This window comes from Pseudomonas rosaeacicularis (genome assembly GCF_057128745.1).
Map to the genome: position 1 here is coordinate 1 of NZ_JBSKHT010000017.1, position 26,994 is coordinate 26,994.

25 protein-coding genes are annotated in these 26,994 nt (G+C 57.8%); 17 read left to right on the top strand and 8 right to left on the bottom strand.

Translation table 11 applies throughout. From position 1 onward, the window contains the following. The 3 genes from ACWKWM_RS21345 to ACWKWM_RS21355 all read left to right on the top strand — a co-directional run. A partial coding sequence (locus ACWKWM_RS21345) for a glycoside hydrolase family 19 protein (RefSeq protein ID WP_483848049.1) occupies positions 1 to 840 on the top strand: 840 nt, incomplete at its 5' end. Position 841: 1 nt separating this feature from the next. After that, positions 842 to 1,609, top strand: a complete 768-nt coding sequence (locus ACWKWM_RS21350; RefSeq protein WP_483848050.1) for a hypothetical protein — start codon at positions 842 to 844, stop codon at positions 1,607 to 1,609. A gap of 636 nt (positions 1,610 to 2,245) precedes the next feature. After that, entirely contained in the window at positions 2,246 to 2,953 is a 708-nt protein-coding gene (locus ACWKWM_RS21355) for a hypothetical protein (protein ID WP_483848051.1), read from the top strand. Between the two features lie 187 nt (positions 2,954 to 3,140). Here the strand turns inward: ACWKWM_RS21355 and mrdA are convergent, their stop codons facing one another. Continuing rightward, positions 3,141 to 5,075: a penicillin-binding protein 2 gene (gene mrdA, locus ACWKWM_RS21360; protein ID WP_483848052.1), complete on the bottom strand. Its 1,935-nt coding sequence runs from the start codon at positions 5,073 to 5,075 to the stop codon at positions 3,141 to 3,143. A 673-nt stretch (positions 5,076 to 5,748) separates the two neighbouring features. On the opposite strand from mrdA, the gene ACWKWM_RS21365 reads away from it, so the two are divergent. The 5 genes from ACWKWM_RS21365 (at position 5,749) to ACWKWM_RS21385 (ending at position 11,558) form a co-directional block, all read left to right on the top strand. Further along, on the top strand, positions 5,749 to 6,495 hold the full coding sequence (locus ACWKWM_RS21365) for a gluconate 2-dehydrogenase subunit 3 family protein (protein WP_483848053.1): 747 nt from the start codon (positions 5,749 to 5,751) through the stop codon (positions 6,493 to 6,495). Between the two features lie 6 nt (positions 6,496 to 6,501). After that, a complete protein-coding gene (locus ACWKWM_RS21370; protein WP_483848054.1) occupies positions 6,502 to 8,265 on the top strand; it encodes a GMC family oxidoreductase in 1,764 nt (587 codons plus the stop codon). Further along, entirely contained in the window at positions 8,262 to 9,488 is a 1,227-nt protein-coding gene (locus ACWKWM_RS21375) for a c-type cytochrome (protein ID WP_483848055.1), read from the top strand. The genes ACWKWM_RS21370 and ACWKWM_RS21375 overlap by 4 nt, the downstream gene beginning before the upstream one ends. 243 nt (positions 9,489 to 9,731) lie before the next feature. Then, on the top strand, positions 9,732 to 10,832 hold the full coding sequence (locus ACWKWM_RS21380; protein ID WP_483848056.1) for an SMP-30/gluconolactonase/LRE family protein: 1,101 nt from the start codon (positions 9,732 to 9,734) through the stop codon (positions 10,830 to 10,832). Positions 10,833 to 10,949: 117 nt separating this feature from the next. Further along, positions 10,950 to 11,558: an FMN-dependent NADH-azoreductase gene (locus ACWKWM_RS21385; protein WP_483848057.1), complete on the top strand. Its 609-nt coding sequence runs from the start codon at positions 10,950 to 10,952 to the stop codon at positions 11,556 to 11,558. Here ACWKWM_RS21385 and ACWKWM_RS21390 read toward each other — a convergent pair whose 3' ends face one another. Then, on the bottom strand, positions 11,559 to 11,978 hold the full coding sequence (locus ACWKWM_RS21390) for a winged helix-turn-helix transcriptional regulator (protein WP_483848058.1): 420 nt from the start codon (positions 11,976 to 11,978) through the stop codon (positions 11,559 to 11,561). Between the two features lie 84 nt (positions 11,979 to 12,062). Between ACWKWM_RS21390 and ACWKWM_RS21395 the strand changes: the two genes are divergently transcribed. From ACWKWM_RS21395 to ACWKWM_RS21410, 4 genes are all read left to right on the top strand, one after another. Further along, positions 12,063 to 12,920 carry an SDR family oxidoreductase gene (locus ACWKWM_RS21395; RefSeq protein WP_483848059.1) on the top strand — a complete coding sequence of 286 codons (858 nt, stop codon included), beginning with the start codon at positions 12,063 to 12,065 and terminating at the stop codon, positions 12,918 to 12,920. Positions 12,921 to 13,204: 284 nt separating this feature from the next. After that, positions 13,205 to 13,531, top strand: coding sequence for an RcnB family protein (locus tag ACWKWM_RS21400; protein ID WP_483848060.1), 327 nt, complete (start codon positions 13,205 to 13,207; stop codon positions 13,529 to 13,531). Positions 13,532 to 13,592: 61 nt separating this feature from the next. Further along, positions 13,593 to 13,898: an RcnB family protein gene (locus ACWKWM_RS21405; protein ID WP_483848061.1), complete on the top strand. Its 306-nt coding sequence runs from the start codon at positions 13,593 to 13,595 to the stop codon at positions 13,896 to 13,898. Between the two features lie 222 nt (positions 13,899 to 14,120). Next, positions 14,121 to 15,050: an AEC family transporter gene (locus ACWKWM_RS21410; protein WP_483848062.1), complete on the top strand. Its 930-nt coding sequence runs from the start codon at positions 14,121 to 14,123 to the stop codon at positions 15,048 to 15,050. A gap of 103 nt (positions 15,051 to 15,153) precedes the next feature. Here ACWKWM_RS21410 and ACWKWM_RS21415 read toward each other — a convergent pair whose 3' ends face one another. Next, positions 15,154 to 15,912, bottom strand: a complete 759-nt coding sequence (locus tag ACWKWM_RS21415; RefSeq protein ID WP_483848063.1) for an SDR family NAD(P)-dependent oxidoreductase — start codon at positions 15,910 to 15,912, stop codon at positions 15,154 to 15,156. Between the two features lie 124 nt (positions 15,913 to 16,036). Between ACWKWM_RS21415 and ACWKWM_RS21420 the strand changes: the two genes are divergently transcribed. Further along, complete coding sequence (locus tag ACWKWM_RS21420) at positions 16,037 to 16,942, top strand: LysR family transcriptional regulator (RefSeq protein WP_483848064.1); 906 nt, start codon at positions 16,037 to 16,039, stop codon at positions 16,940 to 16,942. A 141-nt stretch (positions 16,943 to 17,083) separates the two neighbouring features. Here ACWKWM_RS21420 and ACWKWM_RS21425 read toward each other — a convergent pair whose 3' ends face one another. Together ACWKWM_RS21425 and ACWKWM_RS21430 are read right to left on the bottom strand one after the other, a co-directional pair. After that, the gene (locus ACWKWM_RS21425) at positions 17,084 to 18,652 is read right to left on the bottom strand and encodes a GMC family oxidoreductase (protein ID WP_483848065.1); all 1,569 of its coding nucleotides are present in this window, start codon (positions 18,650 to 18,652) and stop codon (positions 17,084 to 17,086) included. 11 nt (positions 18,653 to 18,663) lie between these two features. Next, complete coding sequence (locus ACWKWM_RS21430) at positions 18,664 to 19,224, bottom strand: tat (twin-arginine translocation) pathway signal sequence (protein WP_483848066.1); 561 nt, start codon at positions 19,222 to 19,224, stop codon at positions 18,664 to 18,666. A 288-nt stretch (positions 19,225 to 19,512) separates the two neighbouring features. Between ACWKWM_RS21430 and ACWKWM_RS21435 the strand changes: the two genes are divergently transcribed. Beyond that, positions 19,513 to 19,974 (top strand): helix-turn-helix domain-containing protein, encoded by a 462-nt coding sequence (locus ACWKWM_RS21435; RefSeq protein ID WP_483848067.1) that lies wholly within the window; start codon positions 19,513 to 19,515, stop codon positions 19,972 to 19,974. A 236-nt stretch (positions 19,975 to 20,210) separates the two neighbouring features. Next, positions 20,211 to 20,738 (top strand): lactoylglutathione lyase, encoded by a 528-nt coding sequence (gene gloA / locus ACWKWM_RS21440; protein WP_483848068.1) that lies wholly within the window; start codon positions 20,211 to 20,213, stop codon positions 20,736 to 20,738. Positions 20,739 to 20,929: 191 nt separating this feature from the next. Here gloA and ACWKWM_RS21445 read toward each other — a convergent pair whose 3' ends face one another. Beyond that, the gene (locus ACWKWM_RS21445) at positions 20,930 to 22,198 is read right to left on the bottom strand and encodes a serine hydrolase domain-containing protein (protein ID WP_483848069.1); all 1,269 of its coding nucleotides are present in this window, start codon (positions 22,196 to 22,198) and stop codon (positions 20,930 to 20,932) included. Positions 22,199 to 22,373: 175 nt separating this feature from the next. Next, positions 22,374 to 23,393 (bottom strand): branched-chain amino acid aminotransferase, encoded by a 1,020-nt coding sequence (locus ACWKWM_RS21450; RefSeq protein WP_483848070.1) that lies wholly within the window; start codon positions 23,391 to 23,393, stop codon positions 22,374 to 22,376. A gap of 203 nt (positions 23,394 to 23,596) precedes the next feature. Between ACWKWM_RS21450 and ACWKWM_RS21455 the strand changes: the two genes are divergently transcribed. Together ACWKWM_RS21455 and ACWKWM_RS21460 are read left to right on the top strand one after the other, a co-directional pair. Beyond that, complete coding sequence (locus ACWKWM_RS21455; RefSeq protein WP_483848071.1) at positions 23,597 to 24,361, top strand: MBL fold metallo-hydrolase; 765 nt, start codon at positions 23,597 to 23,599, stop codon at positions 24,359 to 24,361. Positions 24,362 to 24,486: 125 nt separating this feature from the next. Further along, positions 24,487 to 25,320, top strand: coding sequence for an NAD-dependent protein deacetylase (locus ACWKWM_RS21460; protein ID WP_483848072.1), 834 nt, complete (start codon positions 24,487 to 24,489; stop codon positions 25,318 to 25,320). 3 nt (positions 25,321 to 25,323) lie between these two features. Here ACWKWM_RS21460 and ACWKWM_RS21465 read toward each other — a convergent pair whose 3' ends face one another. After that, positions 25,324 to 26,436 carry a DUF2817 domain-containing protein gene (locus ACWKWM_RS21465; RefSeq protein ID WP_483848073.1) on the bottom strand — a complete coding sequence of 371 codons (1,113 nt, stop codon included), beginning with the start codon at positions 26,434 to 26,436 and terminating at the stop codon, positions 25,324 to 25,326. Positions 26,437 to 26,994: the final 558 nt, after the last annotated feature.

Consider the following 26,994-nt stretch of genomic DNA (forward strand, 5'->3'; position numbering starts at 1 on the left):
TGGGGGGATGTGGCAGAAAAGCTAGGGTTAAGGGCGGATGGGAAGGTGTACCACTTTCATCCGGTGGGGTTGGTGGGGAGTTTCAGATCGGACATCGGTAAGGAATTGTTCTGCAAAAACTGTGGGACGCTGATCAATTTGACCCGCGAGTTTCTGAGCGAAATATGCAACAAAAACGTAAGTCCAGCTTTTATTCAAGCGATGGTAGAGGCCTCTGAAGGCATATTTAAAAAATATGGGGTAGATAGCTGCAGCCAAATAACTCATCTGCTGGCTCAAGCGAAAAAAGAAACCGGTGGCTTTCTGAGTTTCCGAGAATCGTTAAATTACTCCCGACGAACCTACACTGCCGCAAAACTTTACAGGCTGGCTCCTACGGCGATCAATGCCGGTTTCGCAAGAATTGCGAAAACCTTCGAAAGCGATGAACAGAAATTAAGATGGATTGAGGATAATTTGATAGGCAATGATCCAGGGTATGGTGAACACTGTTTTGGTAGTAATGAGCAACCAGGTAGGGACTATCGTGGTCGGGGGCTGATACATCTTACCCACTATGAAACTTATAGGAAATGTGCCCTTGGTACGGGCCTGGAGATTACATCAAATCCCGAGTTGTTAGAAACTAATTTTTCAGTGGCTATAGAGACAGCACTATGGTTCTGGAGCAGCAGAAAGATTGGAAAAATTGCTGATAATCCCACATACATGGGTGATGCTGCAGTCACCCAGGTAACTCGGCCAATTAATACGGGATTAGCTGGCCTTGCCGACCGACAACGCTACAAGCGTGAAATTACCGAGATTTTCAAAAGGCTCTACTTCGGCGGATGCCCATAAAATGATTAAACGTCTATTTTTCATCGCACTGCTAATCTGCGTCGAAAACGCCGCACTGGGGAGTGACTCATGTAATAACATGGGCTTCCGTACAGCTTACAACCCCCTAAAAATTGATGGCTCGCTGGTGTGTTTTTTATATACCCCTAACACCTCGGAGGATAGCGGCAATAGTTTATCCTCAGATCCTGACGGCATATCGTTATATTCATCTACTACAAACGGGCAAGCAGAACTTCTTTATGAGCTTACCTATGCAGGAACCAAAAACGAAATAAAGGACGCATTTCTTAGCTCGGTAGACGGTGGTAAAAGGCTCTTTGTGATCCAGTCTATGGAAGCTCCCAGCTCTTGGGATATTGTCAATGATGTTTATAGTGTTAGCGTGATAAATTTCGACGGTGAGAACTTCGTTGTTGACTTGAGACTATCGCGGTTTTTCGATTTGGGTGGCGATTCCATGGATGATCAAGGAAAAATTAAATACATTTATCCATACAAAGACAAGGCGTCAGTCGAAAACGCGATTCGCTCCCCCATATTCGAATCTGTAGAGACGTCTACACCGATAAGCGCGATAGTTCGTGAAAAGACAGCTCTGTACGGCGGGGATTTAGAACCGGCGACATGGGACGTAAGCCAAAGATATGCATCCAAAAACGATCGGGTCACTCTAGAGGACTCAATGGCTGGATGGTGCAAAGTCTCATACACAGCGGAGATTGCGTCAATCAGAATGTGGTTGATATGTGATGCTATTAGTTTTTAGATAAAATAATAATGATTAAAGTTAAATTATTTGCCGGAGCATGACTGTTATGTGAGGGCGAAATTTTAGCTGTCTAGGATGGTACCTGGCCTGTGGCCGGTGAGGTTTAAAGCGGAGTTTTACGTCCTGCGACACATCCGAATCTGTTGCGGGAAAAATCAATTTCGCGGAAAGCGAATGGTGCTACACCCAGGACAAGTGGGACAGCCTGGGCAAACCGTCTGGCCACACAAGTTCTACCCCGCACGTTAACTGGTTCTCGGAGAAAGACCGGATCAAGGAGTTCAGTTGGGGAGGGAATGGTTTCAAGTATAGAGGCCGTGGTGATGCATACCTGACTTGGAGGAATAACTATCAAAGGTTTTCGGAACTGATCGCTCACAATCTTGTTTCTAATCCTGATGCTGCCAAAAAATTTCGGGCACGCTATACCGATTATGATTATTGGAATGGAAAAAAGAATATTTACAGGCAAGAGAATGCCTTACTATTTAAACTCTAGTGGAATCGACTATTTGTCATCAAGGCGAGTTGTAAATTGCTTTGATCAGCGTGAACTTATCGCGTCTTATGCTGAAAAAATCGAAGCCATACTTAGAAAGACTCCCCAACTACCATTGGACGCCTGATCTAGACATGATTAAATATTGCTTCTCATTGTTGTTTTGTATGGCGTGCTCTGCGGCAAATGCGTTCGACATTTTTACCGGACCTAAAAACGGAAGTATTGTGCTTGATGAAGCAGGCCACCGGAAAGTGTATGAAAATATTGTCGGCGACGATTACGATGTTCTTCGACGCCTGTCAACTATAAATGGAGCTCCCGCAATAGTTGTTCTGGGCAGGGATTTTCAGTACCTAACGCTGGCGGCTGAGCGTGATCAAATCGTCATTGATTGCGCATATTTCGATACGAGAAACAATTACAATGGCGCCAAGATGACTGCTGGTATTTGTGGCCTGCACTCGCCATTGGACGAAACATATAGTGATGTCGCCTGGCAATATTCAAATCATATACAGCAGTCGGTATTTTCTTTCGATACTCGACCCGTAGTTGACGGCTTGACACCGGGCAGTTTTTTGCTTGGAAATATTGAGAATATTGAGATATTTGACAGGTACGCATCAGTAACGACCCTGGCAAATGCTTCTCCGAAAAAATACATTAAAGGTCCAGATGGGTGCTTTGATTTTGGCACCGCAGTGGGGTTTCTGGTGTTTTTGAACAAGGACGCCCCAGAGCTGAAATTTCTTGATCTGCTTGAATCGCAGGAACCAATGACACTAAAAAGGATGAGTCATGGTGATTTGATCAAACTTGCTGTTGATGAGTGCCGGTGAAAGCTAATGAGATCGGGAGTGCTGGGAAATGATCAATGCTGACGCGACCAATTGGTACGGGATTAGTGGGGCTTGCTGACCGACAACACTACAAGCGTGAAATTACGGTCCATCCAATACATTTCTAGCGTCTGATCAATAGCATTCGCGGACCGGTCCGCTCCCACAGGGTCTGCGCATCCTTGCGTCAAACATGCGGATCACCCGCTGCCTTCACCGGCGTCGCCAACTGTTGCTTCGGATTAACCTGCGGGCTGTCAGGGTTGGCATATTGCTGCTTCAAATGCCCTTCCCCATCCAGCAACCACGCATCGAGAATCTGCCGCACTACCGGCCCTGCTACACGACCGCCCGCCTCGCCATTTTCGATCATGACCGAGACCACGATTTTGGGGTGCGCTGCCGGGGCGAAGCCTACGAAAAGCGCGTTGTCGCGATGGCGTTCGAGGGTTTTGTTGCGGTTGTAGCGTTCGCCCTGCTTGATCGCGACCACCTGGGCGGTGCCGCTTTTGCCGGCGATGCGGTATTGCGCGCCTTGGGCGGCGGCGCGAGCGATCCCGCGTGGGTCGTGCATCACCGACTGCATGCCGTTGTTGACCTGATCCCACTCACGCGGATCGTGAAGCACGATATTGGGCATCGGGTGCTCGTCCAGCGGCGCAACACCGCCAACCGTTTTGGCCAGATGGGGGCGATTCCACACGCCTTTGCTGGCAATCAGCGAAGTGGCTTGGGCCAGTTGCAGCGGTGTGACCTGCATGTAGCCCTGGCCGATGCCGAGAATGACGGTTTCTCCGGGGAACCACGCCTGACGTCGCGTCGCGCGTTTCCATTCCTTGGACGGCATCAAGCCTGCGGACTCTTCGAACATGTCCAGCGAGACCTTCTGGCCGATGCCGAACATGGTCAGGTAATCGTGCATGCGGTCGATGCCGAGCTTGTGCGCCAAGTCGTAAAAATAGGTGTCGTTGGAGCGCATGATGGCCGCGTTCAAGTCCACCCAGCCATCGCCGCTGTGGTTCCAATTGCGGTACTTGTGATCGAAATCTGGCAGCTGGAAATAACCCGGATCAAACACCCGCGTGGACGGCGTGACTACCCCACTGTCGAGCCCCGCGATCGCCACTTCCGGCTTGATCGTCGAGCCCGGCGCATACAGGCCGCGAAGCACCCGATTGAACAGCGGTCGGTCCACCGAATCACGCAGCGCCGAGTACTCCTTGAAGCTGATGCCGGTGACGAACAGGTTCGGGTCAAAACTCGGCTTGCTGACCATCGCCAGCACTTCGCCGGTCTCCGGGTCCAGCGCTACCACGGAACCGCGACGATCGCCCAACGCCTCTTCGGCGGCTTCCTGCAACTTGATGTCCAGGCTCAGGACAATGTTTTTGCCTGCCACCGGGTCGGTGTGATTGAGCACTCGGAGCACTCGGCCCTGGGCGTTGGTTTCGACTTCTTCGTAACCGACATGACCGTGCAGTTCGCTCTCGTAAAAGCGCTCGATACCGGTTTTGCCGATGGACTGTGTGCCGCGATATTCGACCTGATCGAGCTGGGTGGATTCTTTCTCGTTGATCCGCCCGACGTAGCCAATGGAGTGGGCAAAGTGCGCCCCCAACGGATAGTGCCGCACGAACTGCGCTTCAACATCCAGGCCCGGCAAGCGGAACTGATTGACTGCCAGCACGGCGATCTGCTCTTCGGTCAGCTCATAAAGGAGCGTGACCGGGACAAAGCGATGCGGGGAGTTCTTCATCGCTTTGTCGAAGACGATGCGGTCTTCGTCTGGCAAGTTGAGCAGGCCCATCAGCGTCTCGATGACTTCATGCCAGTCGCCTGCGCGTTCGCGGGTCATGGTCAGGTTGAAGCTGGGACGGTTATCAGCGAGGACCACGCCATTGCGGTCGTAGATCAGCCCGCGCTCGGGAGGGATCGGCAGTACATGTACGCGGTTGTTTTCGGAAATGGTCGAGTGGTAAGCAAACTCGGTGACCTGCAACACGTACATGCGGCAGACCAGTGCAGCGCTCAGCAGGGCCACAAACACGGCGCAAGCGATCAACCGCTTGTTGACCAGCCGGGTTTCTTTCTCGTGGTCCTTTAACGGGATCGGATCAGGCATTTCTACAGCTTCTCGGTGAACATTTGAACGGCGCAGACTGCCGCCGGTAGCGATTGAACGGGGATAAATGGCGTGCAAGATACCAAGAACGGGGGTCGTTCATGACGCCAACTTCATGAAAATGCTGTCAGCGAACCCGAAAACCGCTCGACGGCGTCAAATCCCATAGAAATTTTTATTGCAAAAAATCAGCACAATTTTAGAACGGTTCTCAATACAGTTGATGGCGAATTATACGGCGCAGTGATAAGTCGTGGTTCTAGCACTTTGCCAGCTCTCTCGCGAGGTGCTAACTGTGGGCCTTTGCGCCATGTATGTCCTCAACACCACAATTCATCTGCGATACGGTGGCGTCGCTGACTGTTGCGATTTATGTAACAGTGATTTACCAAATCCGTGGGATGCAACTGTTCGTAACACATCTATCATTGCCTTGCGCGTGGAAAAAATGATCACGGTTAAGGTTAGCTCCCGCTCAGCGTGCGCTATTGCCCCACTGGCTCGCCAGAGACCCAATGTCACACCCCCGCACAGTTTTGGATTCGCTCGCTCCTCCTACAGCCGTGACCCAGCCGTATCTGGAGCAAAAACCGTGAAATAACCGCGATAACGCCGCTAATACCCGGGTTCGTATGACTACGCCCCGGGGACAGCGCGTTCGCAGGAGCCCTGAATGACCGATAAACCCAAAGGCCTCACCCGCAGGCAGTTGCTGGTGTCCTCCGCGACCTCCCTGGCCGTGGTCGGTGCCGCGACGGCCAAAGCCGCGACCCTCACCAACGTTCCGCAGTGGGTGCCGTTCGACCACAACGGCCCGATGCATTACGAAACGCCAGGCTGGCAGTTCTTCAGCGCTGACGAAGCGGCCGCCGTGGAGGCTATCGTTGCGCGGTTGATCCCTGCTGATGACTTGAGCATTAGCGGTAAAGACGCGGGTTGCGCGGTGTTCATCGACCGACAACTGGCTGGCGAGTACGGCACGTTCGATCGTCTTTATATGCAGGGCCCTTTCGCAGCAGGCACGCCGATGCAGGGCGACCAGTCGTCACTGGTGCCGCGCGAGCGCTATCGCCTGGGCCTGGCTGGCCTTGCCGCGTACACCCAGAAAACATTCCAGAAGGCTTTCAGTGCTCTGCCCCCTGAAGAGCAGGACAAAGTGCTGACCGGTATCGAAAAGGGCGACATCGCGCTGGACGGCATCGACGGCAAATTGTTCTTCCAGCAAGTGCTTTCCAACACCATGGAAGGCTTCTTCGCCGACCCTATCTATGGCGGCAATCGCGACATGGTGGCGTGGAAGATGATTGGCTTCCCCGGCGCTCGTTATGACTATCGCGACTACATCGCGCTGCATAACCAGAAGCTCGACCTCGTGCCGCTTTCCATCATCGGCAGCTCCGCCTGGAACAAGAAGGGTTAATTTCACATGGCTAAAAAATTACCTTCCACGGACGTCGTGGTTGTCGGGCTCGGCTGGGCCGGATCCATCATCGCCAATGAGCTCGCCGACGAAGGCTTGAAGATCATCGGTTTTGAACGCGGCCCGTGGCGCGACACCGCCACCGACTTCAATCTGGCATCGGCCACCGACGAGCTGCGCTACTCGCGCCGTCAGGAATTGATGCTGCGCACCAAGCAAAACACCACCACCATGCGCAACAGCGTGACCGAAACCGCGCTGCCGATGCGCACCTGGGGCTCGTTTCACCCCGGCAACGGTACCGGCGGCGCAGGCAATCACTGGGCCGGGATTTCGTTTCGTTTCCAGCCCCATGAGTTTCGTCTGCACAGCTACCTGAGCGAACGCTATGGCAAGGAACTGTCCCCCGAGTTGACCCTGCAAGACTGGGGCACGACCTGGGAAGAGATGGAGCCGCATTACACCAAATTCGACAAACTGGCAGGTGTCTCGGGCAAGGCCGGCAACATCAAGGGTGTGATCCAGGAAGGCGGCAACACCTTCGAAGGCGCGCGCTCCGAGGAATACCCGAACCCGCCGACCGCCCAGACCTACGCGCCGACGCTGTTCGCCGAAGCTGCGAAGAACCTTGGCTACAAGCCGTTCCCGGTGCCATCGGCGCTGGTGTCTCGCGCTTACACCAACTCCCTGGGCGTGAAGATGGGCGCCTGCACCTTCTGTGGTTTCTGCACCAACTACGGCTGCGCCAACTACTCCAAGGCGAGCGCGATCACCACCGTTCTGCCGGTACTGATTCGCAAGCCGAACTTCACCGCCAAGACCAACTGCGAAGTGATTCGCGTGGTGATGGATAACACTGGCACCAAGGCCACCGGCATCGTCTACATGGACGGCAACGGCGATGAATACGAGCAGCCCGCCGATCTGGTGGTGATCAGTGCGTTCATTTTCGAAAACGTGCGCCTGATGCTGCTGTCCGGCGTCGGCAAACCGTACGACCCGGTAACCAACACCGGCACCACGGGCCGCAACTACGCCTACCAGACCGCCAACAGCGTGAAGATGTTCTTCGATGACAAGAACTTCAACCCGTTCATCGGTGGCGGCGCCATCGGCATGGGCATCGACGAATTCAACAACGACAACTTCGACCACTCAGGTCTGGGTTTCGTCGGCGGCGGCAGTACCCGTGTGACGCCGATTGGCGCAGCACCGATCGACTCGCGGCCTGTGCCGCCGGGCACCCCTGCATGGGGTTCGGCGTGGAAAAAAGCCACGGTCGACAACTACGCCAGCACCATGTCCATCGGTTGCGAGGCCAGCAGTTACTCGACGCGCACCAACTACCTGTCGCTGGATCCGACTTACAAGGATCCGCTAGGCCGTCCATTGTTGCGCATCACGTTCGACTTCCCGGAAAACGACCGCAAAATGGCCGCCTACGTGACGTCCAAGGTCACTGAAATCGCCAAGAGCATGAATCCGCGCCAGATGGTTCCCGCCGCACAAACCGGGCACTGGAACAGCGCGCCGTATCAGTCTTCGCACATCGTCGGCGGCTTCATCATGGGCGCCGACCCGAAGACCAGTTCGGTGAACAAGCACCTGCAAGTGTGGGGCGTGCCGAACCTGTTCGTGGTCGGCTCATCGGCCTTTCCGCAGAACCCTGGCTACAACCCCACCGGTACCGTGGCGGCATTGGCTTTCAAGGCGGCCGATGCGATTCGCACCCGCTACCTCAAGCGTCCAGGGGAGATGATCAGCGTATGAAGACTCTTCTGACTGTGTGCGCAGGCGTTATCGGCCTGTCGCTGAACATGGCGCATGCCGCAACCGGCGCCGATTCCTACAACCTGGTGGAAAAAGGCCGTTATCTGACGACCTTGGGCGACTGCACGGCGTGCCATACGCTGCCGGGCAAACCGCTGTTCTCCGGTGGTGTGATTCTCGACACGCCGTTCGGCAAGCTGGCGGGGGCCAACATCACGCCTGATCCTGGCACCGGGATCGGTCGCTGGACCTTCGATGACTTCCAGAATGCAATGTCCAAGGGCCACGGCCTGGATGGCAAGTTGTTGTACGGCGCCATGCCTTACACGGCTTACACCAAGGTCAAGCGTGAAGACAATCAAGCGATTTTTGCGTACCTGCAAACGGTTGAAGCGGTGGACAACAAGGTTGAAACCAACCAGCTGCCCTTCCCCTTCAACATCCGCACCAGCTTGATTGGCTGGAACCTGGTGAACTTCACCCAGGGCGAATTCAAGCCGCATCCGGACAAGTCCGAGCAGTGGAATCGCGGCGCGTATCTGGTTGAAGGCCTTGGGCACTGCGGCACCTGCCACACGCCAAAAAACCTGATTGGCGGCGACAAGAACGATAACTTCCTGGGCGGTGCCAATCTGCAAGGTTGGGTTGCGCCGAACATCACGTCCAAAGCCCACGACGGCATTGGCGCGTGGACCGAAGAGGACATCGTCAAGTACCTGAAGACCGGCGCCAACCGTTTTGACGTAGCGTCAGGCCCGATGGCCGAAGAAGTCGAGCATTCGTCCCAGCACTGGAAGGATGACGACCTCAAAGCGGTCGCGGTGTATCTGAAGGACGGCGCCAAGCCGGCCGAAGCGCCAAAACCGATCGCGGCCAACGATGCGGCCATGGTCGCGGGCAAGGCGATCTACGCGGACCGTTGCTCGGCGTGCCATACGCCGAATGGCGAAGGTGTGGATGGTCTGTTCCCGAAACTGGCCATGGGTCCACTGATCAACAGCGCCGATCCGTCGTCGCTGATTCGTGTAGTCGTGGCCGGCAGCCGTGCCGGTGCAACCGACGCCGCACCGACGGCACCTGCGATGCCTGCGTTTGGCTGGAACCTGTCGGATGACAACGTCGCCAACGTCCTGACCTACGTGCGCAATACCTGGGGCAATGCTGCGCCTGCGGTATCGAGCAGTGATGTGAAAGATGTGCGCGAGGAGTTGCGGCCAAAATAAGCCGTAGCGTTTCGGTGGTACGAGAATGCCCGGTTCCAGCAATGGAATCGGGCATTTTTTTGTCTGCGTCCCTCGTTCTGTAGGAGCCAACTTGTTGGCGAGCCGAAAGCGAAAGGTCCGCGGGTCGAATGCCTCGCGAACAAGTTCGCTCCTACAGGGAACGGTGCAATTGAACTTGTACGATGTCTTATCAGAAGGTATTACTGTTGCGCGATCACAACAATAATCACCGGAGATCCCTCGATGGATTCCTTGCAACCCGAGCCTCTCGCGGGCACCAGTCGCCGCAGCTTTCTGAAAACCTCCCTCGCCGTTTCAGCAACGCTTGCCACTGTGGGCGGGCTGTCCCTGCCCCGTTTGGTCACCGCCGCCGAGCCGTTGAGCCAGCGTTATCCCGATCCGCTGATCCAGATTCTCGACGACAGCTTCCTTGACCTTCGCATCTTCAACGCCAGCGTAGAAAAACTCGCCACCGGCATGCGTTGGGCGGAAGGTCCGGTGTGGGTCGGCGACGGGCGCTACCTGCTGCTCAGCGACATCCCCAACAACCGCATCATGCGCTGGGACGAAATCACCGGCGCGTTTTCGGTGTACCGCGAAAACTCCAATTTTTCCAACGGTCTGTGCCGCGACCGCCAGGGTCGGCTGATCGCCTGCGAAGGTTCGACCACCACCTCCGAAGGCCGTCGCATCACCCGCACCGAGCCCAATGGCACGATCACCGTATTGGCGGACAGCTACGACGGCAAACCCTTCAATTCGCCGAACGATGTGATCTGCAAGCGTGATGGTTCGATTTGGTTCAGCGATCCGCCCTTCCAGACCGGCAACAATTATGAAGGCCACAAGATCACCCCAACCCAACCTCACGCCGTGTACCGCATCGACGGCGACAGCGGCAAGGTCACGCGGGTAATCGACGACCTCAATGGCCCCAACGGTTTGTGTTTCTCTCCCGACGAAAAAACCCTGTATGTGGTGGAAGGTCGGGCCAAGCCCAACCGTCTGGTCTGGGCCATCAGTGTGAATGACGATGGCAGCCTCGGCGCGCGGCGCAAGCATATCGAAGGGCTGGAATACGCCGCACTCGACGGCATCAAGTGCGACGAAGCGGGTAATCTGTGGTGCGGCTGGGGCGGCAACGGCGACCCGAAAGCGGACCTGGAAAAGCTCGACGGCGTGCGCGTGTTCAACCCTCAGGGCAAGGCCATCGGCCACATCTCGCTGCCAGAGCGCTGCCCGAATCTGTGCTTCGGCGGGCGCGAAGGCAACCGGGTGTTCATGGCCAGCAGTCACTCGGTGTACTCGCTGTTCGTCAATACGCGCGGCGCCACCTTCGCCTGATCTGACAGACTCGACAGGCCAAGGCAGCCTGTCGAGTCGCCCCGAAGAAAGACTGCCTGCGACAAGACTTTCTGCTATCACTGATGCATCCGTCATCACCCGCAGAAGGACTTCGCCATGCCGCACCTGCTCTACATCGAAAGCTCACCGCGTAAGCAACGCTCGGCGTCTATCGAAGTCGCCCATGCGCTAATCGATGCCTGGAAAGCTCAGCATGCGATTGCTACGGTGGACACGCTGGACGTCTGGAACACCCCGCTCCCCGAGTTCGATGGCGCGGTGCTGGACGCCAAATACGCTGGCATCCAGGGCACCGAACGCACCCCTGAGCAGAAGGAAGCCTGGGCGCAGATCGTCGAACTGGCCGGGCGCTTCATCAAGGCCGACATCATCGTGTTCGGCGTGCCGATGTGGAACTTCGGCATTCCCTACAAGCTCAAGCACCTGATTGATGTGGTCAGTCAGAAAGACCTGCTGTTTACCTTCGATGACCGCGGCCTGAACGGTTTGCTCGATGGTCGCAAAGTGGTCGTCATCGCCGCCCGTGGCGCACCGCTGGACCGCGCCGAACATCAGATTTCCTATATGACGACCTGGAGCGAAATGGTCGGCATCACTGACCAGTACAACATCGTGATCGAGAAGACCCTGCTCGGCCCGGACGTGGACGCCGAGTCGCGCAAGACCTCGACAGCTGCGGCCATCGAACTGGCCGCGACGCTCTGATCAATCTTCAGTCACTTCAACGGCTCGTTCCTGCCGCGCCTGCATGATGCGTGGCAGGTTGGCCTCGATCCAGCTCGCCAGGCTGTCAACCTGCGCAGCCACGTCTTCGCCCAACGGCGTTAGCCGGTATTCGACGTGGGGCGGCACCACCGGCAGCGCCTTGCGTTCAACGAAGCCATCATGCTCCAGACTTTGCAGCGTCTGCGAGAGCATCTTCTCGCTGATACCGCCGATCTTGCGCCGCAGTTCGCTAAAACGGTGCATGCCATCGCGCAGCACCACCAACACCAAAACGCCCCAGCGGCTGCACACGTGATTGAGCACTTCGCGGGACGGACAGTTGCGGTCCAGCACTTCGCCCATTCTGAGCCGCATCAGTGAAGCGGTATTTTCCGGACCCACGCTCAATTTGTCATTCATGACACTTACCTTTTCGTACGTACTTACGAAAGGTTAGCACGGTGTCTATGCTGGTGACTCATTTCACTGCCAAGGGCAAACATCATGTACGTCATCACCGGTGCTAATGGCCAATTGGGCCGTCTTGTTGTCGACCTGCTGCTCACCGAAGTCCCTGCCGATCAGATCATTGCCGCTGTGCGCAGTCCGGAAAAGGCTGTGGACCTGGCCAATAAAGGCCTTCAGGTTCGTCACGCCGATTATTCGCAGCCGACAACGCTGGATACGGCGTTCAGGGGTGCGACCAAAATCCTGCTGATTTCCTCCAACGAGATCGGTCAGCGTGCCGTGCAGCACAAAGCCGTGATCGACGCGGCGAAACGCGCTGGCGTTGAACTGCTGGCCTACACCAGCGTGTTGCACGCCGCTACATCAGCGCTGGAACTGGCCGAAGAACATCGCCAGACCGAAACGGCAATCAAGGAATCAGGCCTGCCAGCGGTGATTCTGCGCAACGGCTGGTACACCGAAAATACTACCGCAGGCGTTACCAATGCCCTCGCCCATGGCGCGCATTTTGGCTGTGCCGGTGATGGTCGTTTCAGCTCAGCAGCCCGCGCGGATTACGCTGCCGCCGCCGTCGCGGTGCTGACCTCCACCGAAGCCCAAAGCGGCAGGATTTACGAACTCGCAGGTGATGAGGCGTTCACCCTCAGCGAATTCGCGGCTGAACTGGCGCGGCAATCGGGCAAGCCGGTGGTCTACACCAACCTGCCCGAAGCGGGCTACAAAGCGGCATTATTGCAGGCCGGGTTACCCGAGGAGTTCGCTCAATTGCTGGCCAATTCCGATACCGCTGCCGGGCAAGGTGCGTTGTTCGACGACAACCGCGTGTTGAGCCAGTTGATCGGCCACCCGACAACGCCGCTGGCCGAAACGATTGCTGAGGCGCTTGCCAAATAACTGTGTCGGACCGCGGTCAATGGAGTCAATGGAGTCAATGTGGGAGCGGACCTGTCCGCGAATAAGCCAGGACATTCGATACATCTCTATCGCCTGAACCAGGGCCTTCGCGAGCAAGCCCCCTCCTACAACCTTTAATGGCTGCGCTACAGTGCTGCGTCCTGGACGCTGGGGATCTTCAACAGATTGACGCCACTGCAGGACTTCAACCCAAATGAATGATTTGCCCCAACAACGGTCGGAGCTTAGGTACAGCGCATTACGCACTGGATAAGGAGCTTCGTATGAACAGCAAATCGCTCATGGCCTGTATCGCACTCTTGGGCTGCGTTTCTGTCACAAGTCTCACGGTGCAAGCGGCGGATGCGCCCGAACAGAAAGTCCAGCAATCCAAAGACAATATGCGCGAGCTGGAAAAAGGCGACCGCGCCCCTGAAAAATTCCAGCGCCCTGGCGCCGCCATCCAGAACTGGAAGGCCAAAGGTCTGCACGAGCCCGCCGAGCAAAGCCAGTGGGTGCAGATCCACAACAAATACGTTCAGGTCCAGACTACCAATGGCCAGATCACGGACATCGTGCCCCTGAAAAACAATCATCCGGTCAAGAAGTAAGCACGCATGACGGCATTCACACTGCCGACCCGTTGCCAAAGGAATAAAAAAGGAAGACCCCATGACGTTGAAATCTCTGTTGAGCAGCATGGTTGTCATGACCTGCCTGAGCGGCACCACTCTAGTGGCTCAAGCGCAGACCCCGGCGACGCAAAGCGTTCAAGCCGAGCACACCAACAAGCAGTACAAGGTCGGCGACACCGCCCACAAGCTCTATCAAGACGAGCGCCTTGGCATCAAGGACTGGAAAGACAAAAACCTCAAGGCGCCTCAAGAAGGCAGCCAGTGGGTCACGATCAGCAACAAATACGTGATGGTGGAAATGGAAACCGGCAAGATCCTCGCCATCGCCCCGATGACGCATTGATCCTGCAACGCACTTCACCCGTCTGATCCTGCAGCTTTCGCTGAAATGCCCGGACTTCTTCCGGGCATTTCCACGTTTGGGATGCACCAGACACTCCTGCTTACCACCTGGCGCGTAAAGCTCGATCATGAAACCCCGGTCTGAAGGGCAATAAAGGTTGGACGCTAACGATTCCCCCCCTTAACCTTGCCCGCTGTTTACCGTGTTGAAGGCCTGGGTCCGATGTCGTCTGTTTTGAACGTGTTGTTACCGATCTTCGCCTTGATTCTGGTCGGTTATCTGTGTCGCCGCACCAACCGCCTGGGTGAAACCGCCGCTTCGGAAATCAACCGAATGGTGGTCTGGCTGTGCCTGCCGGCGTTGCTGTTTACCGCCACGGCCACAGCGACATGGGAACAGATCTGGCACCCTGGCTTCGTCGCGGTGTTCACACTCAGCACCATGGCGATGTTTGTCATTACCCTGCTGCTGCGCCGCAAAAAAGCCGGGCATTTTGCCGACGCTAGTATTGATGCCCTCAGCGCGTCATACGCCAACACCGGTTACATCGGCATTCCGCTGTGCGTCATGGTGCTGGGCGATGGTGGTCTGGAGCCGGCGCTGATCGCTTCATTGCTGGTGGTCTGCGTGCTGTTTGGTATCGCGCTGGTGTGCATCGAAATCGGCCTGCAAAGTGAAGCCCGCGTGCACCGCATCGTGCTCAAGGTCCTCACCGCGCTGGCAAAGAATCCGCTGGTGGTGTCGCCTATCCTTGGCGCCTGCTGGGCCTCAACCGGTGTACCGCTGCCGGGCGCTCTGGACAAATTTCTGCACCTGCTGGGCGCTGCGACCACACCCTGCGCGCTGATTTCCTTGGGGCTGTTTCTGGCCCACAAACAACAAGGCCCGCGCCAGGGCACGAGCCTTTTGGTGTTGATCAAGCTGATCGCCCATCCCCTGTTGACCTGGTTCCTGGCATACCGCGTGTTCCATTTGCCGCCGTTGTGGGCCAATTCGGCATTGCTGCTCAGCGCCCTGCCCACCGGCACCGGCCCGTTCATGCTCGCCGAGTACTACAAACGGGAAGCGTCGGTGGTGTCGAGCACGATATTGATCTCGACGCTGGGGTCGCTGGTGACGTTGTCGCTGTGTATTTACTACATCAAGGGCTGAATAGCGGCACGCTCTTGTAGGAGCCAACTTGTTGGCGAGACATCCGGCGAGGGTTTTCAGGTACGCCGCCTCGCGAACAAGTTCGCTCCTACAGGGCCCGCGTTTAAACAAACATCCCGCCCGACGCCTCAATGCGCTGCGCCGTGATCCATCGGCCGCCGTCACCCAACAACATCGCGACGGCTGCACCGATGTCGTCCGGCTGCCCCGCCCGGCCCATGGCGGTGTTGGACGCAACCCAGGCGTTGACGTCCGAGTTGTCGCGCACAGCGCCGCCGCCGAAATCGGTCGCGATTGCGCCGGGTGCCAGGCTGTTGACGTTGATGCCGCGCGGCCCCAATTCGTTGGCCAGGTAACGCGTCCAGACTTCCACTGCGCCTTTCATGGCTGCATAAGCGGCGTAACCCACTGGCGAGAATCGCGTCAGCCCGGTGGTGATGTTGATGATCCGTCCGCCGTCGGCAATCAGCGGCATCAGCTTCTGGGTCAGGAAGAAAGAGCCCTTCAAGTGCACGTTCACCAATTGGTCGAACTGCGCCTCAGTGGTGTCGGCAAAACTGGCGTGTGCAGCGACGCCGGCGTTGTTCACCAGAAAATCAAAGCGCTCAGCCTTGAAGTAAGCGCTGAGCAACGCCTCAACTTGCCCGGCGAATCCCTCAAAACTCCCGCTGTCGCCGACATCCAGTTGCAGCATCTTTGCGCGCCCTCCCAGTGCCTCGATCTGAGCGAGGACGTTTTGCGCTTCTGCGACATTGCTGTGGTAAGTGCCGATGATGTCGACGCCTTGTGCCGCCAGGTGCAGCGCGGCGCTTTTGCCCAGTCCGCGGCTGGCGCCCGTGATGATTGCGATCTTGTTGCTCATGGCTGATTCCTCAAGTAGCTGGTCAGTGAATGAACCAGAGCTTATTGTTCGACGGTCATCCGATAAACACGCCACAATCGAAATCACTGATCGCCCTGTCCGAACAATCAACGGTAACCTGCGCATGAACAAGCTGGAGCTTCTGAAAACCTTCGTCCGCGTCGCCGAGCTGTCGAGCTTTACCCAGGCCAGCGACGCCTTGGGCCTGCCGCGCTCCACCGTCTCCGAACAGGTGCGTTTGCTGGAAGAACTGCTCGACACACGTTTGCTGCAACGCACCACGCGCAAGGTGCAGACCACCCCGGACGGTCAGGTCTTGTATGAGCGCAGCAAAGACGTGCTGGCGCAAATGGACGAGCTGGAAAGCCTGTTTCGCAGCGACGATGCCGCCCTCAGCGGGCGCTTGCGGGTCGACATGCCCACGGCGATTGCGCGCAAGATCGTCATGCCGAAGATCGGCGAGTTCATTGCCCGTCATCCCTTGATCGAGCTGGAAATCAGCAGCACAGACCGCCGTGTCGATCTGGTGCGCGAGGGCTTCGATTGCGTGATGCGCGTTGGCGAATTGCCCGACACCACACTGGTGGCGCGGCACGTGGGCGACTTTCCCATGATCAACGTAGTCAGCGCCGGCTATGCGCGGCTGCGTGGAGTGCCGCTGACGCTGGATGATCTTCAGCAGCATCGGCTGGTCAATTACGTCTCAAACTTCGGCGCCAGCCAAGGGGCGTTCGAGTATCACCAGGACGGCAAAGACATCCGTCTCCCCATGCCCTGCAGCGTGACGGTCAACAACATCGAGACTTACGAGGCGGCGTGCCTGGGCGGGCTGGGCATCATTCAGGCGCCACGCATGGCAAAGCGTGAAGCGGTTGATCGCGGCGAACTGGTAGAAATCCTCCCCGCTTACCTGCCCTCACCGATGCCGGTTTCCTTGCTGTACGCCCACCGCCGGCATTTGCCCGCTCGATGCCGAGCGTTCATGCAGTGGATGGAAGCGTTGCTGCGTGAGCAGGGGGCGGTGGGTTGAAGTCACGCCCTGCCCTGTAGGAGCGAACTTGTTCGCGAGGCGGCTTGGCAGGGAATACTTAAAAGCCTCTCGCGAACAAGTTCGCTCCTACAGGGTTCGGGTGCAACCGTCATTGCGCGACAGACCCAGCGGAATCAGCCGTCAAACCGCTCTGGTCTTCAACGCATCCGCGATGAACTCCGCCTGCCGGATCGCCAGCGTCACGATGGTCAGTGTTGGGTTTTCGCCGGCGCTGGTGGTGAACTGGCTGCCGTCGGAAATGAACAGATTGGGGATCTCGTGGCTCTGCCCGTGACCGTTGCACACCCCGTCCTGCGCTTTGGCACTCATGCGGCACGTGCCAAGGTTGTGGGTCGAGGGGTACGGCGGCACGCGATGCACTTTCACCGCATCCACCGCGTTGTACAGCTTCTCGCCTTGGACGAACGCGTGCTCACGCATCGCCAGATCATTGGGGTGATCATCGTAATGGACGTTCGCCACCGGCATGCCGAAACGGTCCTTGACCCCATCGTTGAGGGTGATGCGATTGCTTTCTTGCGGCATGTCTTCACCGACGATCCACATCCCGGCCATGTTGACGTACTGGTCCATCACGCTGGTGAACTCCCGACCCCACGCCCCCGGATTGAAGAACGCTGCCATGAACGAGGGCCCGAGGGACACGGTTTCCAGCTCGTAGCCGCCGACAAAACCCCGCTCAGGCTTGTGGTGGATTTCGTCGCTGATGATCCCGGCCATGATCGTGCCGCGATAGAAATGCACGGGTTCCTTGAACTCGGCAAATACGCTGCCGGTGGTGTGGCGCATGTAGTGCTTGCCGACCATGCCTGCGCCGTTGCCCAGGCCCTGAGGGAACAGCGTGCTGGAAGAATTGAGCAGTAAGCGCGGGGTTTCGATGGAGTTGCCCGCCACCGCAACAACCCGGGCTTTCTGGCGTTGCATCACGCCCGCCGAATCGGCGTAGACCACCGCATTAACCCGGCCCTTTTCGTCGTGCTCGATGCGGATCGCCTGGGAGCCAGGCCGCAGATCCAGTTTGCCAGTGGCCTCTGCAGCCGGGATTTCGGTGTACAGCGTCGACCACTTCGCGCCCATCTTGCAGCCCTGAAAGCAAAAGCCCAGTTGCTGGCAGGACGCGCGGCCCGCACGAGGTGCGCTGTTGATCGCCATATGCCCGGTGGAGCACTCTTTGTAGCCGATCTTTTGCGCGCCGTTATACATCACTTTGAAGTTGTTGTTTCCCGGCAAGCCGGCCACATTGTTGGTGCGCGTCACGCCCATTTTGTCTTCGGCGCGCGCGTAATACGGCTCCATTTCCGCCAGGGTTACCGGCCAGTCCAACAGGTTGGCACCTTTGACTTCGCCATAGGTTTGCAGCGCGCGGAACTCATGTTCCTGAAACCGCAGGCTCGCACCGGCCCAGTGAGTGGTGGTGCCGCCAACGGTTTTGCAGATCCAGGCCGGCAAGTTGGGAAAGTCCTTGGCCACGCGCCAGGAGCCTGAAGTGGTGCGCGTATCGCCCCAGGACAGCTGAGAAAACGACGGCCATTCATCGTTGATGAACGTGGCCGTCGATTGCCGGGCGCCCGCTTCGAGCAATACAACTGACACACCTTTCTGGCACAACTCATTGGCCAGGGTGCCGCCGCCAGCACCGGAGCCGATGATCACGACAACCGAATCGTCGTCGAACGTGTAATTGGTCATGACTGCGCTCCTTAGGCGAATGGGTTCGGGCTGGCGTCCAGCGGCGGGTTCGGTAACCACTTCAGGTCATTGAAACCGCGCATCAGATAGCCGCCTTTCGGGAAGGAAGCGCCTTCGTAACCAAAGTGGTTGTAAGCCAGTTCGTTGCTATAGAGGGTGTTGACCGAGACGCCGCGCACCAGGCTGAAAAAGTCGCCGGTCTGGATGTCCTTGAGGATGTCCACCTGCTTGTCTTCGGGCAGCTTGGCCCACTCCCCGCCTGCGCGTTGGTCGAGGTCGGCGATGCCCTGTTTGAGCAGGGTGGCGACGCTGGGGTCTTGTGAGGCGCGCTCATCGAGGGCTTTGACGGAGAACGCGTAGACCGCGTCTTCCATGGTGTCGTGAGGGAAAATGCGGCGGATCACCAGCAGCAGGCGACTGCCGGTGTCGCTGTCCAGCGTGCTCATTTCCAGCGCCCAAGTGCGGCTCGGGGCCAATAACGCGATGGGGCCGGAACCGAATAACAGGGTGCCCAGCAGCAAGCCGCCGCTTCCCTGGAGAAAACGACGTCGATCAAGCTTCAGGTCAGTCATGGCTTTTGTCCTTGTTATTTTTTTTGTAGGTACGTCTGCTGCTTTGATACTAGTTGGGGTTTGGCAGGACAGGTAATAGCGAGCTACTACAAGGGAATATCGTTATTCCTTTTAGCAATCAGCAGGTTAGTACACGAAATTGCCGCGACCAAATACGGTAGGCGACACGTGGTAAGCCTTTGTTTTCAATGGGTTGAGTGGCGTTTGTGGAGACGGACAGTCGTTAAGTTTCGGTTCAGCTACGGGCGCTACTCTTGAGCGATCAACATCACTGCAAGACATCATCCGATGAAAAACCGTGCCCTCGCCTTCCTTCCCTCCTCACCCCTCAGTGGCGCCGCCTCCGCCGTCAGCTACATCGGCCGAGCCGCTCTGCCGGCGACCACTGGCACGGTCATCGACTTTCAGCTGGCACAGGATCACCAACGCGCTGAAACCGACGCGCAGATCCTCGACTATTACCTTTATCTCCCTTCGAAGCTGACCCCGCATCAATGCATCCAGGCCAGAAAATTGCTGGCGTGGTCTCGCGAGGCGCTGGCATTCAGGTCGGGGGCTTCGGTCAAGGCCATCGAGGAGTTTGAATCGGGTTCACGAGAACTGCTGTGCGTCACAAGACAGGCGCTGGCATACGCACTCGAAGCACAAGGCCTGCTTTTCTTTCCAGGTCACGCGCCCTTCAAAAGCAACGGCTGCCCGGGGGCTACGCTTGATCCGCGGCAGCGCAATGACTTTCATCTGATTGAGTAAGCTCCCCGGATCCTGTTGGAGCCGAGCTTGCTCGCGAAGCTCAGACCACGGTTTTCCCTGACACGGCGCATTGATAGCTTCGCGGGCAAGCCTCGCTCCAACGGCCTTCGGCAGACTCCGTCAGTGCCGCGGAAGTCGGGGTCAAGCAAGGCAATTGCGGCGGTAGTAGTCCAGTACTACCCGCCCCCGGCAGCAGGTTTCTACACTTGTGAAATTGCCAAACAAGGAAACCTGCCATGTCGTTCGTCAGCGAAACAAAGCCCGGTGTCTGCCTGACGCCGGATGCCGTGACCCAGGATTATGTGTTCAACCACACCATGCTGCGCGTCAAAGACCCCGAAAAGTCACTGGATTTCTACACCCGCGTGCTAGGCATGCGACTGCTGCGACAGGTGGATTTCCCCGAGGGCAAGTTCTCCCTGTTGTTTCTGGCGACCACCAAAGGCGAATCGGTGCCGGACGATCAATCCGCACGTATGAGCTACACGTTCAGCCGCGAATCGGTGCTGGAACTGACCCACAACTGGGGCACCGAAAACGATGATTCGCACTACCACAACGGCAACAAAGATCCACGCGGGTTCGGCCATATCTGCTTTTCAGTGCCGGATATCGAAGCGGCCTGCGCGCGCTTTGAATCGCTGAACGTGCCATTCGTCAAACGGCTGGACAAAGGCATGAAGCACGTAGCGTTCATCAGCGATCCGGACGAGTACTGGATCGAGATCGTGCAGGCGGATTTGTTGGGCGATTTGGGGCAGTAGCGCTCCCTCCTACAACCGCGGGCAAGCGCCGCTGCAAACGTAAACACCGTTACCGTGGGAGCGGACCTGTCCGCGAAGGCATCGTCACAGGCGACAAATATTCATGCGCAGAACGGGCCTCTTCGCGGACGGGTCCGCTCCCACGGGTCAGGCGTAGATTCGGGGATCCCGCATAGACCAATCGCGCGGTCCTACTTCAACGCCGCCACCACCGCATCGAAAAACACCATCGGGTCCACCGGTTCTTTCTCCACCGGTTTGGGCTGCGCGCCGAAGGTGACGATCACCACGTTGTTGGCCGGATTGACGTAGATATTCTGTCCCTGAATCCCCACCGCTGCGAACGCGCCATCCTTGACCGACGCTTCGGTCCAAGCGGTCCACCACATGTAGCCGTAATCCAGCGGCTTGCCGCCCTTGAGTTCTTTGGGCGTGGTGGCTTGCTTGACCCAGCCCTCAGGCAAAATCGACTGGCCGTTGATGGCGCCGTTGTTCAGGAAAAACAGCCCGAACCGGCCATAATCCCGAAGCGTCGCACTGATACCACTGCCGCCAATCTCCACGCCGTCGGGTGAGTCCAGCCACCAGTTGGCGTCGCTTTCCATGCCAAAGGGCGCCCAGATTTTTTGCGACAGATAATCGGCCAGCGGCATCTTCACCGCGCCACGCACCACTTCACCGAGAATCTGGGTTTCGCCGGTGCTGTAATTATTGACAGTGCCCGGTTCTGCGGCCTTGGGCAGCTTGCTCATCAGCTCGACCGCTGACCCCGGTTTCTGCGAAATCTGCGCGTTGAGCAATGCACGGCGATCCGATTTCGGGTCGGTGTAGGTCTCGTTCCACTTCACCCCGGACGACATCATCAGCACGTTGCGCAGGGTCACGCCGTCGTAGGCGCTGCCCTTGAGCTTGGGCACATAATCGACCACTTGCGCATCCAGCCCTTTGATCAGGCCGTCCTTGATCGCCACTGCCGCCAGCGTCGAGGTGATCGATTTGGCCATGGACATCGACATCCAGCGGGTCTTCTCGGTGTTGCCGCGCTGATAGGTTTCGTAAACGATCTTGCCGTCCTTGATCACCAGCATCGCGGTGATGCCGTCCAGTGCGACGAAATCGTAGAGGTCGTACTTTTTGCCGTCCTGGGTGAACTTGACGTTACCCAGCTGTGTGTCACTTTTGGGCAGCGGGTACGGATGCCCTCCGGCCTTGATGGTGTGTGTCGGAAACAGCCGGTCGATGTTGCGATAAGTACTCACGGCCAGGTCCGGCAGCATCGCGCCATCGTAGATTTGCTCGACAGTGCCGATGGCTTCATTGGCGTGAGGGTAAGCGGGCTCGGCGGCCCAGGAGGGCAACGACAGGCCGCCGGCGATCAGGCTCAGGGCCAGGGCGATGGGTGAATGACGCAGGGGAGAACGCTCAAGCGGATCGGTGTCGGGAAGGTGTGCTGCCCACATAACGCATCCTTATTCTTCTGACGGCGGGAAGGTGGCCGGTGCCGTGTTCGGTTTGCGGCGCCCGCTTCAACCTTAGTCCAAGATGGCGCCCAGCACCTTTTCCCTGACCCACAAACAAAACCACCGCCCTAAAGGCGGTGGTTTTTTATTGCGCGGCGATGGGATCAGATCAGATTCAGACCTTGACGATCCAGCCGGCCGGCCCTTCCAGATCACCGGTCTGCACGCCGGTGAGTTCAGCGTACAAACGCTTGGTCACAGGACCCACGTCGGTTTCGCTGTGGAATACATGCAGCTTGTCTTTGTAGCTGATGCCGCCGATTGGCGTGATCACGGCAGCGGTGCCACAGGCGCCGGCTTCCTTGAACTTGTCCAGCTCATCGATCAGCACATCGCCTTCGGTGACTTTCAGGCCCAGTCGGCTGGAGGCCAGTTCGATCAACGACAGGCGCGTGATGCCCGGCAGCACGGACGGCGATTTCGGGGTGATGAATTCGTCGTCATGGGTGATGCCGAAGAAGTTGGCCGAACCGACTTCTTCGATTTTCGAATGGGTCAGCGGATCGAGGTAGATGCAATCGGCGAACCCGCGCTTCTTGGCATCGACGCCCGGCATCAGGCTGGCGGCGTAGTTGCCACCGACCTTGGCCGCGCCGGTGCCCTGCGGGGCTGCGCGGTCGTAGCTGGAGATCAGGAAGTTGTGCGGGGTCAGGCCGCCCTTGAAGTAAGGACCGACTGGGATGCAGAACACCGAGAAGATGAACTCAGGCGCGGTGCGCACGCCGATATTGTCGCCGACGCCGATCACGAACGGACGCAGATAGAGCGCGCCGCCGGTGCCGTACGGCGGGATGAAGCGCTCGTTGGCGCGGACCACGTCCTTGCAGGCTTCGATGAACATCTCGGTCGGCACGTTGGGCATCAACAGGCGGTTGCAGCTGCGTTGCATGCGGGCGGCGTTCTGGTCCGGGCGGAACAGGTTGATCGAGCCGTCCTTGCAGCGATAGGCCTTCATGCCTTCGAAACACTGCTGACCGTAATGCAGCGCCGTGGAGCCTTCGCTGATGTGCAGCACGTTGTCTTCGGTCAGCTCGCCTTTTTGCCAGTCGCCATCAATCCAGTGCGACACATAGCGCTTGTCGGTTTTGATGTAGTCGAAACCCAGCTTGTCCCAATTGATGCTCTCGTTACCCATGACACCCTCTAATTCTTGGCTAGCGCGACCGGCGTGAGCGGCGGCTGACATATCAACAATATGGTCTTGAAGGCTCGATTCAGGCGTTGGCCTGTCCCGATGTTTCGCCATATTACTGATTTTTCGGCCGACCGACTCCCTTTTCAAATCGGCGTGCTTCGTGACAGTCTGGGCAACGCCCTCCTCGCCCCAGGTTCGTCCTCATGCTCAGAAAAGTCGCCGACCAGTGGTATTCGCTGCACAAGATCGATGACGCCATCACGCTGATCGACGAACCCCACGTGACGCCATGGCTGCGCTGCAACATCTGGCACATTCGCGGGCGCGATCAGGACCTTGTGGTGGACACCGGCATGGGCATCTGCAGCCTGCGCGATGCGGCAAAAAATCTATTTGGGCAGCGGGTCAGTGCGTTGGCGACCCATGTGCACCTGGACCATATCGGCTGTCATCACGAGTTCGACGAATGCCTGGTGCATAGCGCTGAAGCCGACGGGCTGCGTAGCGCCGACGGTTACTTCACGCTGGTGGAACCCGGTTTTGATCCCAACGACTACACCCTGCCCGCCCTGAGCGATCAACATTTCGGCCCGATCATCAGCGCCCTGCCCTCGCCCGATTACGACCTGGACACCTGGCGCATCAAGGCCGCCACCGTGACTCGGACGCTGGAAGAAGGCGATGTGGTTGACTTGGGCAATCGCCACTTTGAAGTGCTGCATCTGCCCGGCCACTCACCTGGCAGCATTGGCTTGTGGGAAGCGTCGACACAAACGCTGTTCTCGGGGGACGCGATTTATGACGGCGAGCTGATCGACAACTTCGCCCACTCCAGTCTTGACGACTACGTGCGCACGATGCAGCGCCTGCGCCAACTGCCGGTCAGCGTGGTGCATGGCGGTCACGGCAAGAGTTTCGGGCGTGAGCGGTTGATTGAGTTGGTGGACGGGTATCTGGCGCGGTTTTGATTAATCGTCATGCCCCGCATGGGAGCGGTTACCGAAATTCTGTAGGAGCGAATTCATTCGCGAGCGGTCTTTGAATCGAATACATCCGTCTGCTCCACCACCCGATCATCAGGGGAACCCCACACATGCCCGCCGACGCCCACTTCGACACGCTGCTAAACCTGATGCACAGCAAATCCCTGGTGGTGCTCACCGGCGCGGGCATCAGTACGTCGTCTGGCATCCCGGATTATCGCGACAGCGAGGGTGTCAGGCGGGGACGCCAGCCAATGATGTTTCAGGAATTCCTCAACGCGCCCGAAGCGCGCCGCCGTTACTGGGCGCGGGCGATGCTCGGCTGGCCGCGGGTTCGCATCGCGCGCCCCAATGCCGCTCACCAAGCCCTGGCCACGCTGCAAACCCACGGCATCATCACTGGCGTCATCACCCAGAACGTCGACACCTTGCACGATCAGGCAGGCAGTCATGATGTCGTAGAACTGCACGGCAGCCTGCATTGGGTGGTGTGCCTGGATTGCCGTCAACGCACCGAACGCGACGTTATTCAACTGAGCCTCGAAGCGCAGAACCCCTATCTGGCAGGCGTCGATGCTACCCAGGCACCGGACGGCGACACGTTGCTGGACGAGTCCTTCGAGGCGCGCTTTCAAGTCCCGCACTGCCCCCACTGTGGCGGCGAGCGGATGAAACCCGACGTGGTGTTTTTCGGTGAAAACGTCGCGCCACCCACTGCTGCCAAGGCCATGGCGCGCGTTGAACAGGCCGATGGCTTGCTGGTGATTGGCTCGTCATTGATGGCGTACTCGGCCTTCCGCTTGTGCCGCACCACGGTGGATCAGGGCAAGCCGATCATCGCCATCAACATCGGCAAGACCCGCGCCGATGATCTGCTGACGATGAAGCTTGAAACCCCTTGCGAACAGTTGCTGCCACACCTGACCGGGCAACTGATTCGCTAGGTATCAACGCCGATTGATTCCCGGCAACGCTACCAGTGCGCGCTCCCAGATCTGCCGAGTCCGTACCCAGACGATTTCCTGCCAATCCGGATCTGCGGGGTAGAACTGCTCCAACAGTCCGCGCTTGATGCGCTGACCCACCGCATCGAGCGGATCGCCATGCAGGTGCAGCCAATGATCGTCGCGCAAGTGGCCATGCACGGCGGCGCCTGGATAGGTGCCGCACTCGATCACGAACGGCATCAAGTGCACCTGTGGCAAAGCGTCCACCAGCATCTGCGAGGTATAGCCGGTGGAGGTCGCCGACACGCCGGTTTCACTGATCTGGTTGGCCCCGGTCACCAGTGTGAATAGCCAGGGCCCGAACAGAGCCTGAGCATCGCCCAGCGCCGGATAGGCCGATTCGACGATGCTCATCAGCATCGGATGCCCGTAATCACCGGCCCCTGTGTGCAGGTCGAAACAGGTCACCACATCAGCATCTTTCAAATGGGTGGCGATGATCCGGCGCAGGGTCAGGTTCGACCAGCTCGGCGCGTTGCCACCGTAGAACAGGCCGTCGGGGTACTCATACTGCCCCGCTTCCACCACCGACATCAGCCCGGCCCAGCCCTGCTGCGCGATCTGCTGATTGAACCGTGCATCGGCTCGCTCGCGTTCAGGGCCCTGTAATTGCGTGCAGCTATAGATGTCGTGGACTGATCGATAAGCAGCGTTGTTTGGCAGCGGCTTGCTGAAGTCCAGGTAGTTGCGGTTCTGGTCCAGGTTGTCCTCATTCACCCGACGCATCCACGCCGTGCCCCACGGGTTGATCAGATGAATCATCAGGATCGCCACATCGTCTGGCAAAGAGCGGTCGTTGAACGTCTGTAGCCAGCGGGTCTGGCAATCCGATCCGTAATAGCCCTCGACGCCATGCGTGCCACTCAGGGCAACCAATACACGTTTGGCGTTGGGCGCACCGAGCCAGGCGACGTCGGTGTACAACGCCTCGCCAAACGGGCCAGTGAGTGGATGCAGGTATTCGGTCATCTGAGCGCCGGCCGTCCGAGCCGCAGACTGGAAACCTTCACGCAGGGCACGATAACCGGGGCTATCGGGGAAAAGCGTTGTCATGGAAAGCTCTCTTGGGTGCGGGCTGATGGGGGCATTGTAGGCCGGGTCAGACAGCGTCAAATGAAAGGCATATAAAATTTGTTACAAAAAGACATGTTTTTGGCACATTTCTTTCTTATGGAACGTGAGTACCACAAGGTGAACACGGCAACCCCAGTGAAACCGCGTAGTACTACGCACTTGAGTGCTCACCCTGCACCAACGTGTAAACAAACGGACAGCACACTGTCCATAACAGTGCAGGACGCGACCATAAGCCAGCGTCCAACGATAAGGAATTCGTTACGTGCATCAATTAGCCCAAAACCACAGCGCCCCGTTGTCCCGCTCCATCCCCGCCTCGCTCCGCTCGTATGCATCGGCGTCTGATTACGCCAACACCGCCTTCAGCCGACAACCGTCGTCACCCTCCCCAGGCAGCACTGCCTGATTTTTGTTTTTTTGATTTTTTGAAGGTCGACAGCCATTGATCAAACGCGAACTCACGTCCGTCGTTTACTCATATTTTTATTTCGGTGCCGCGCATTTGGGCGGTTGACTGCTCTTGCATAAACAGTG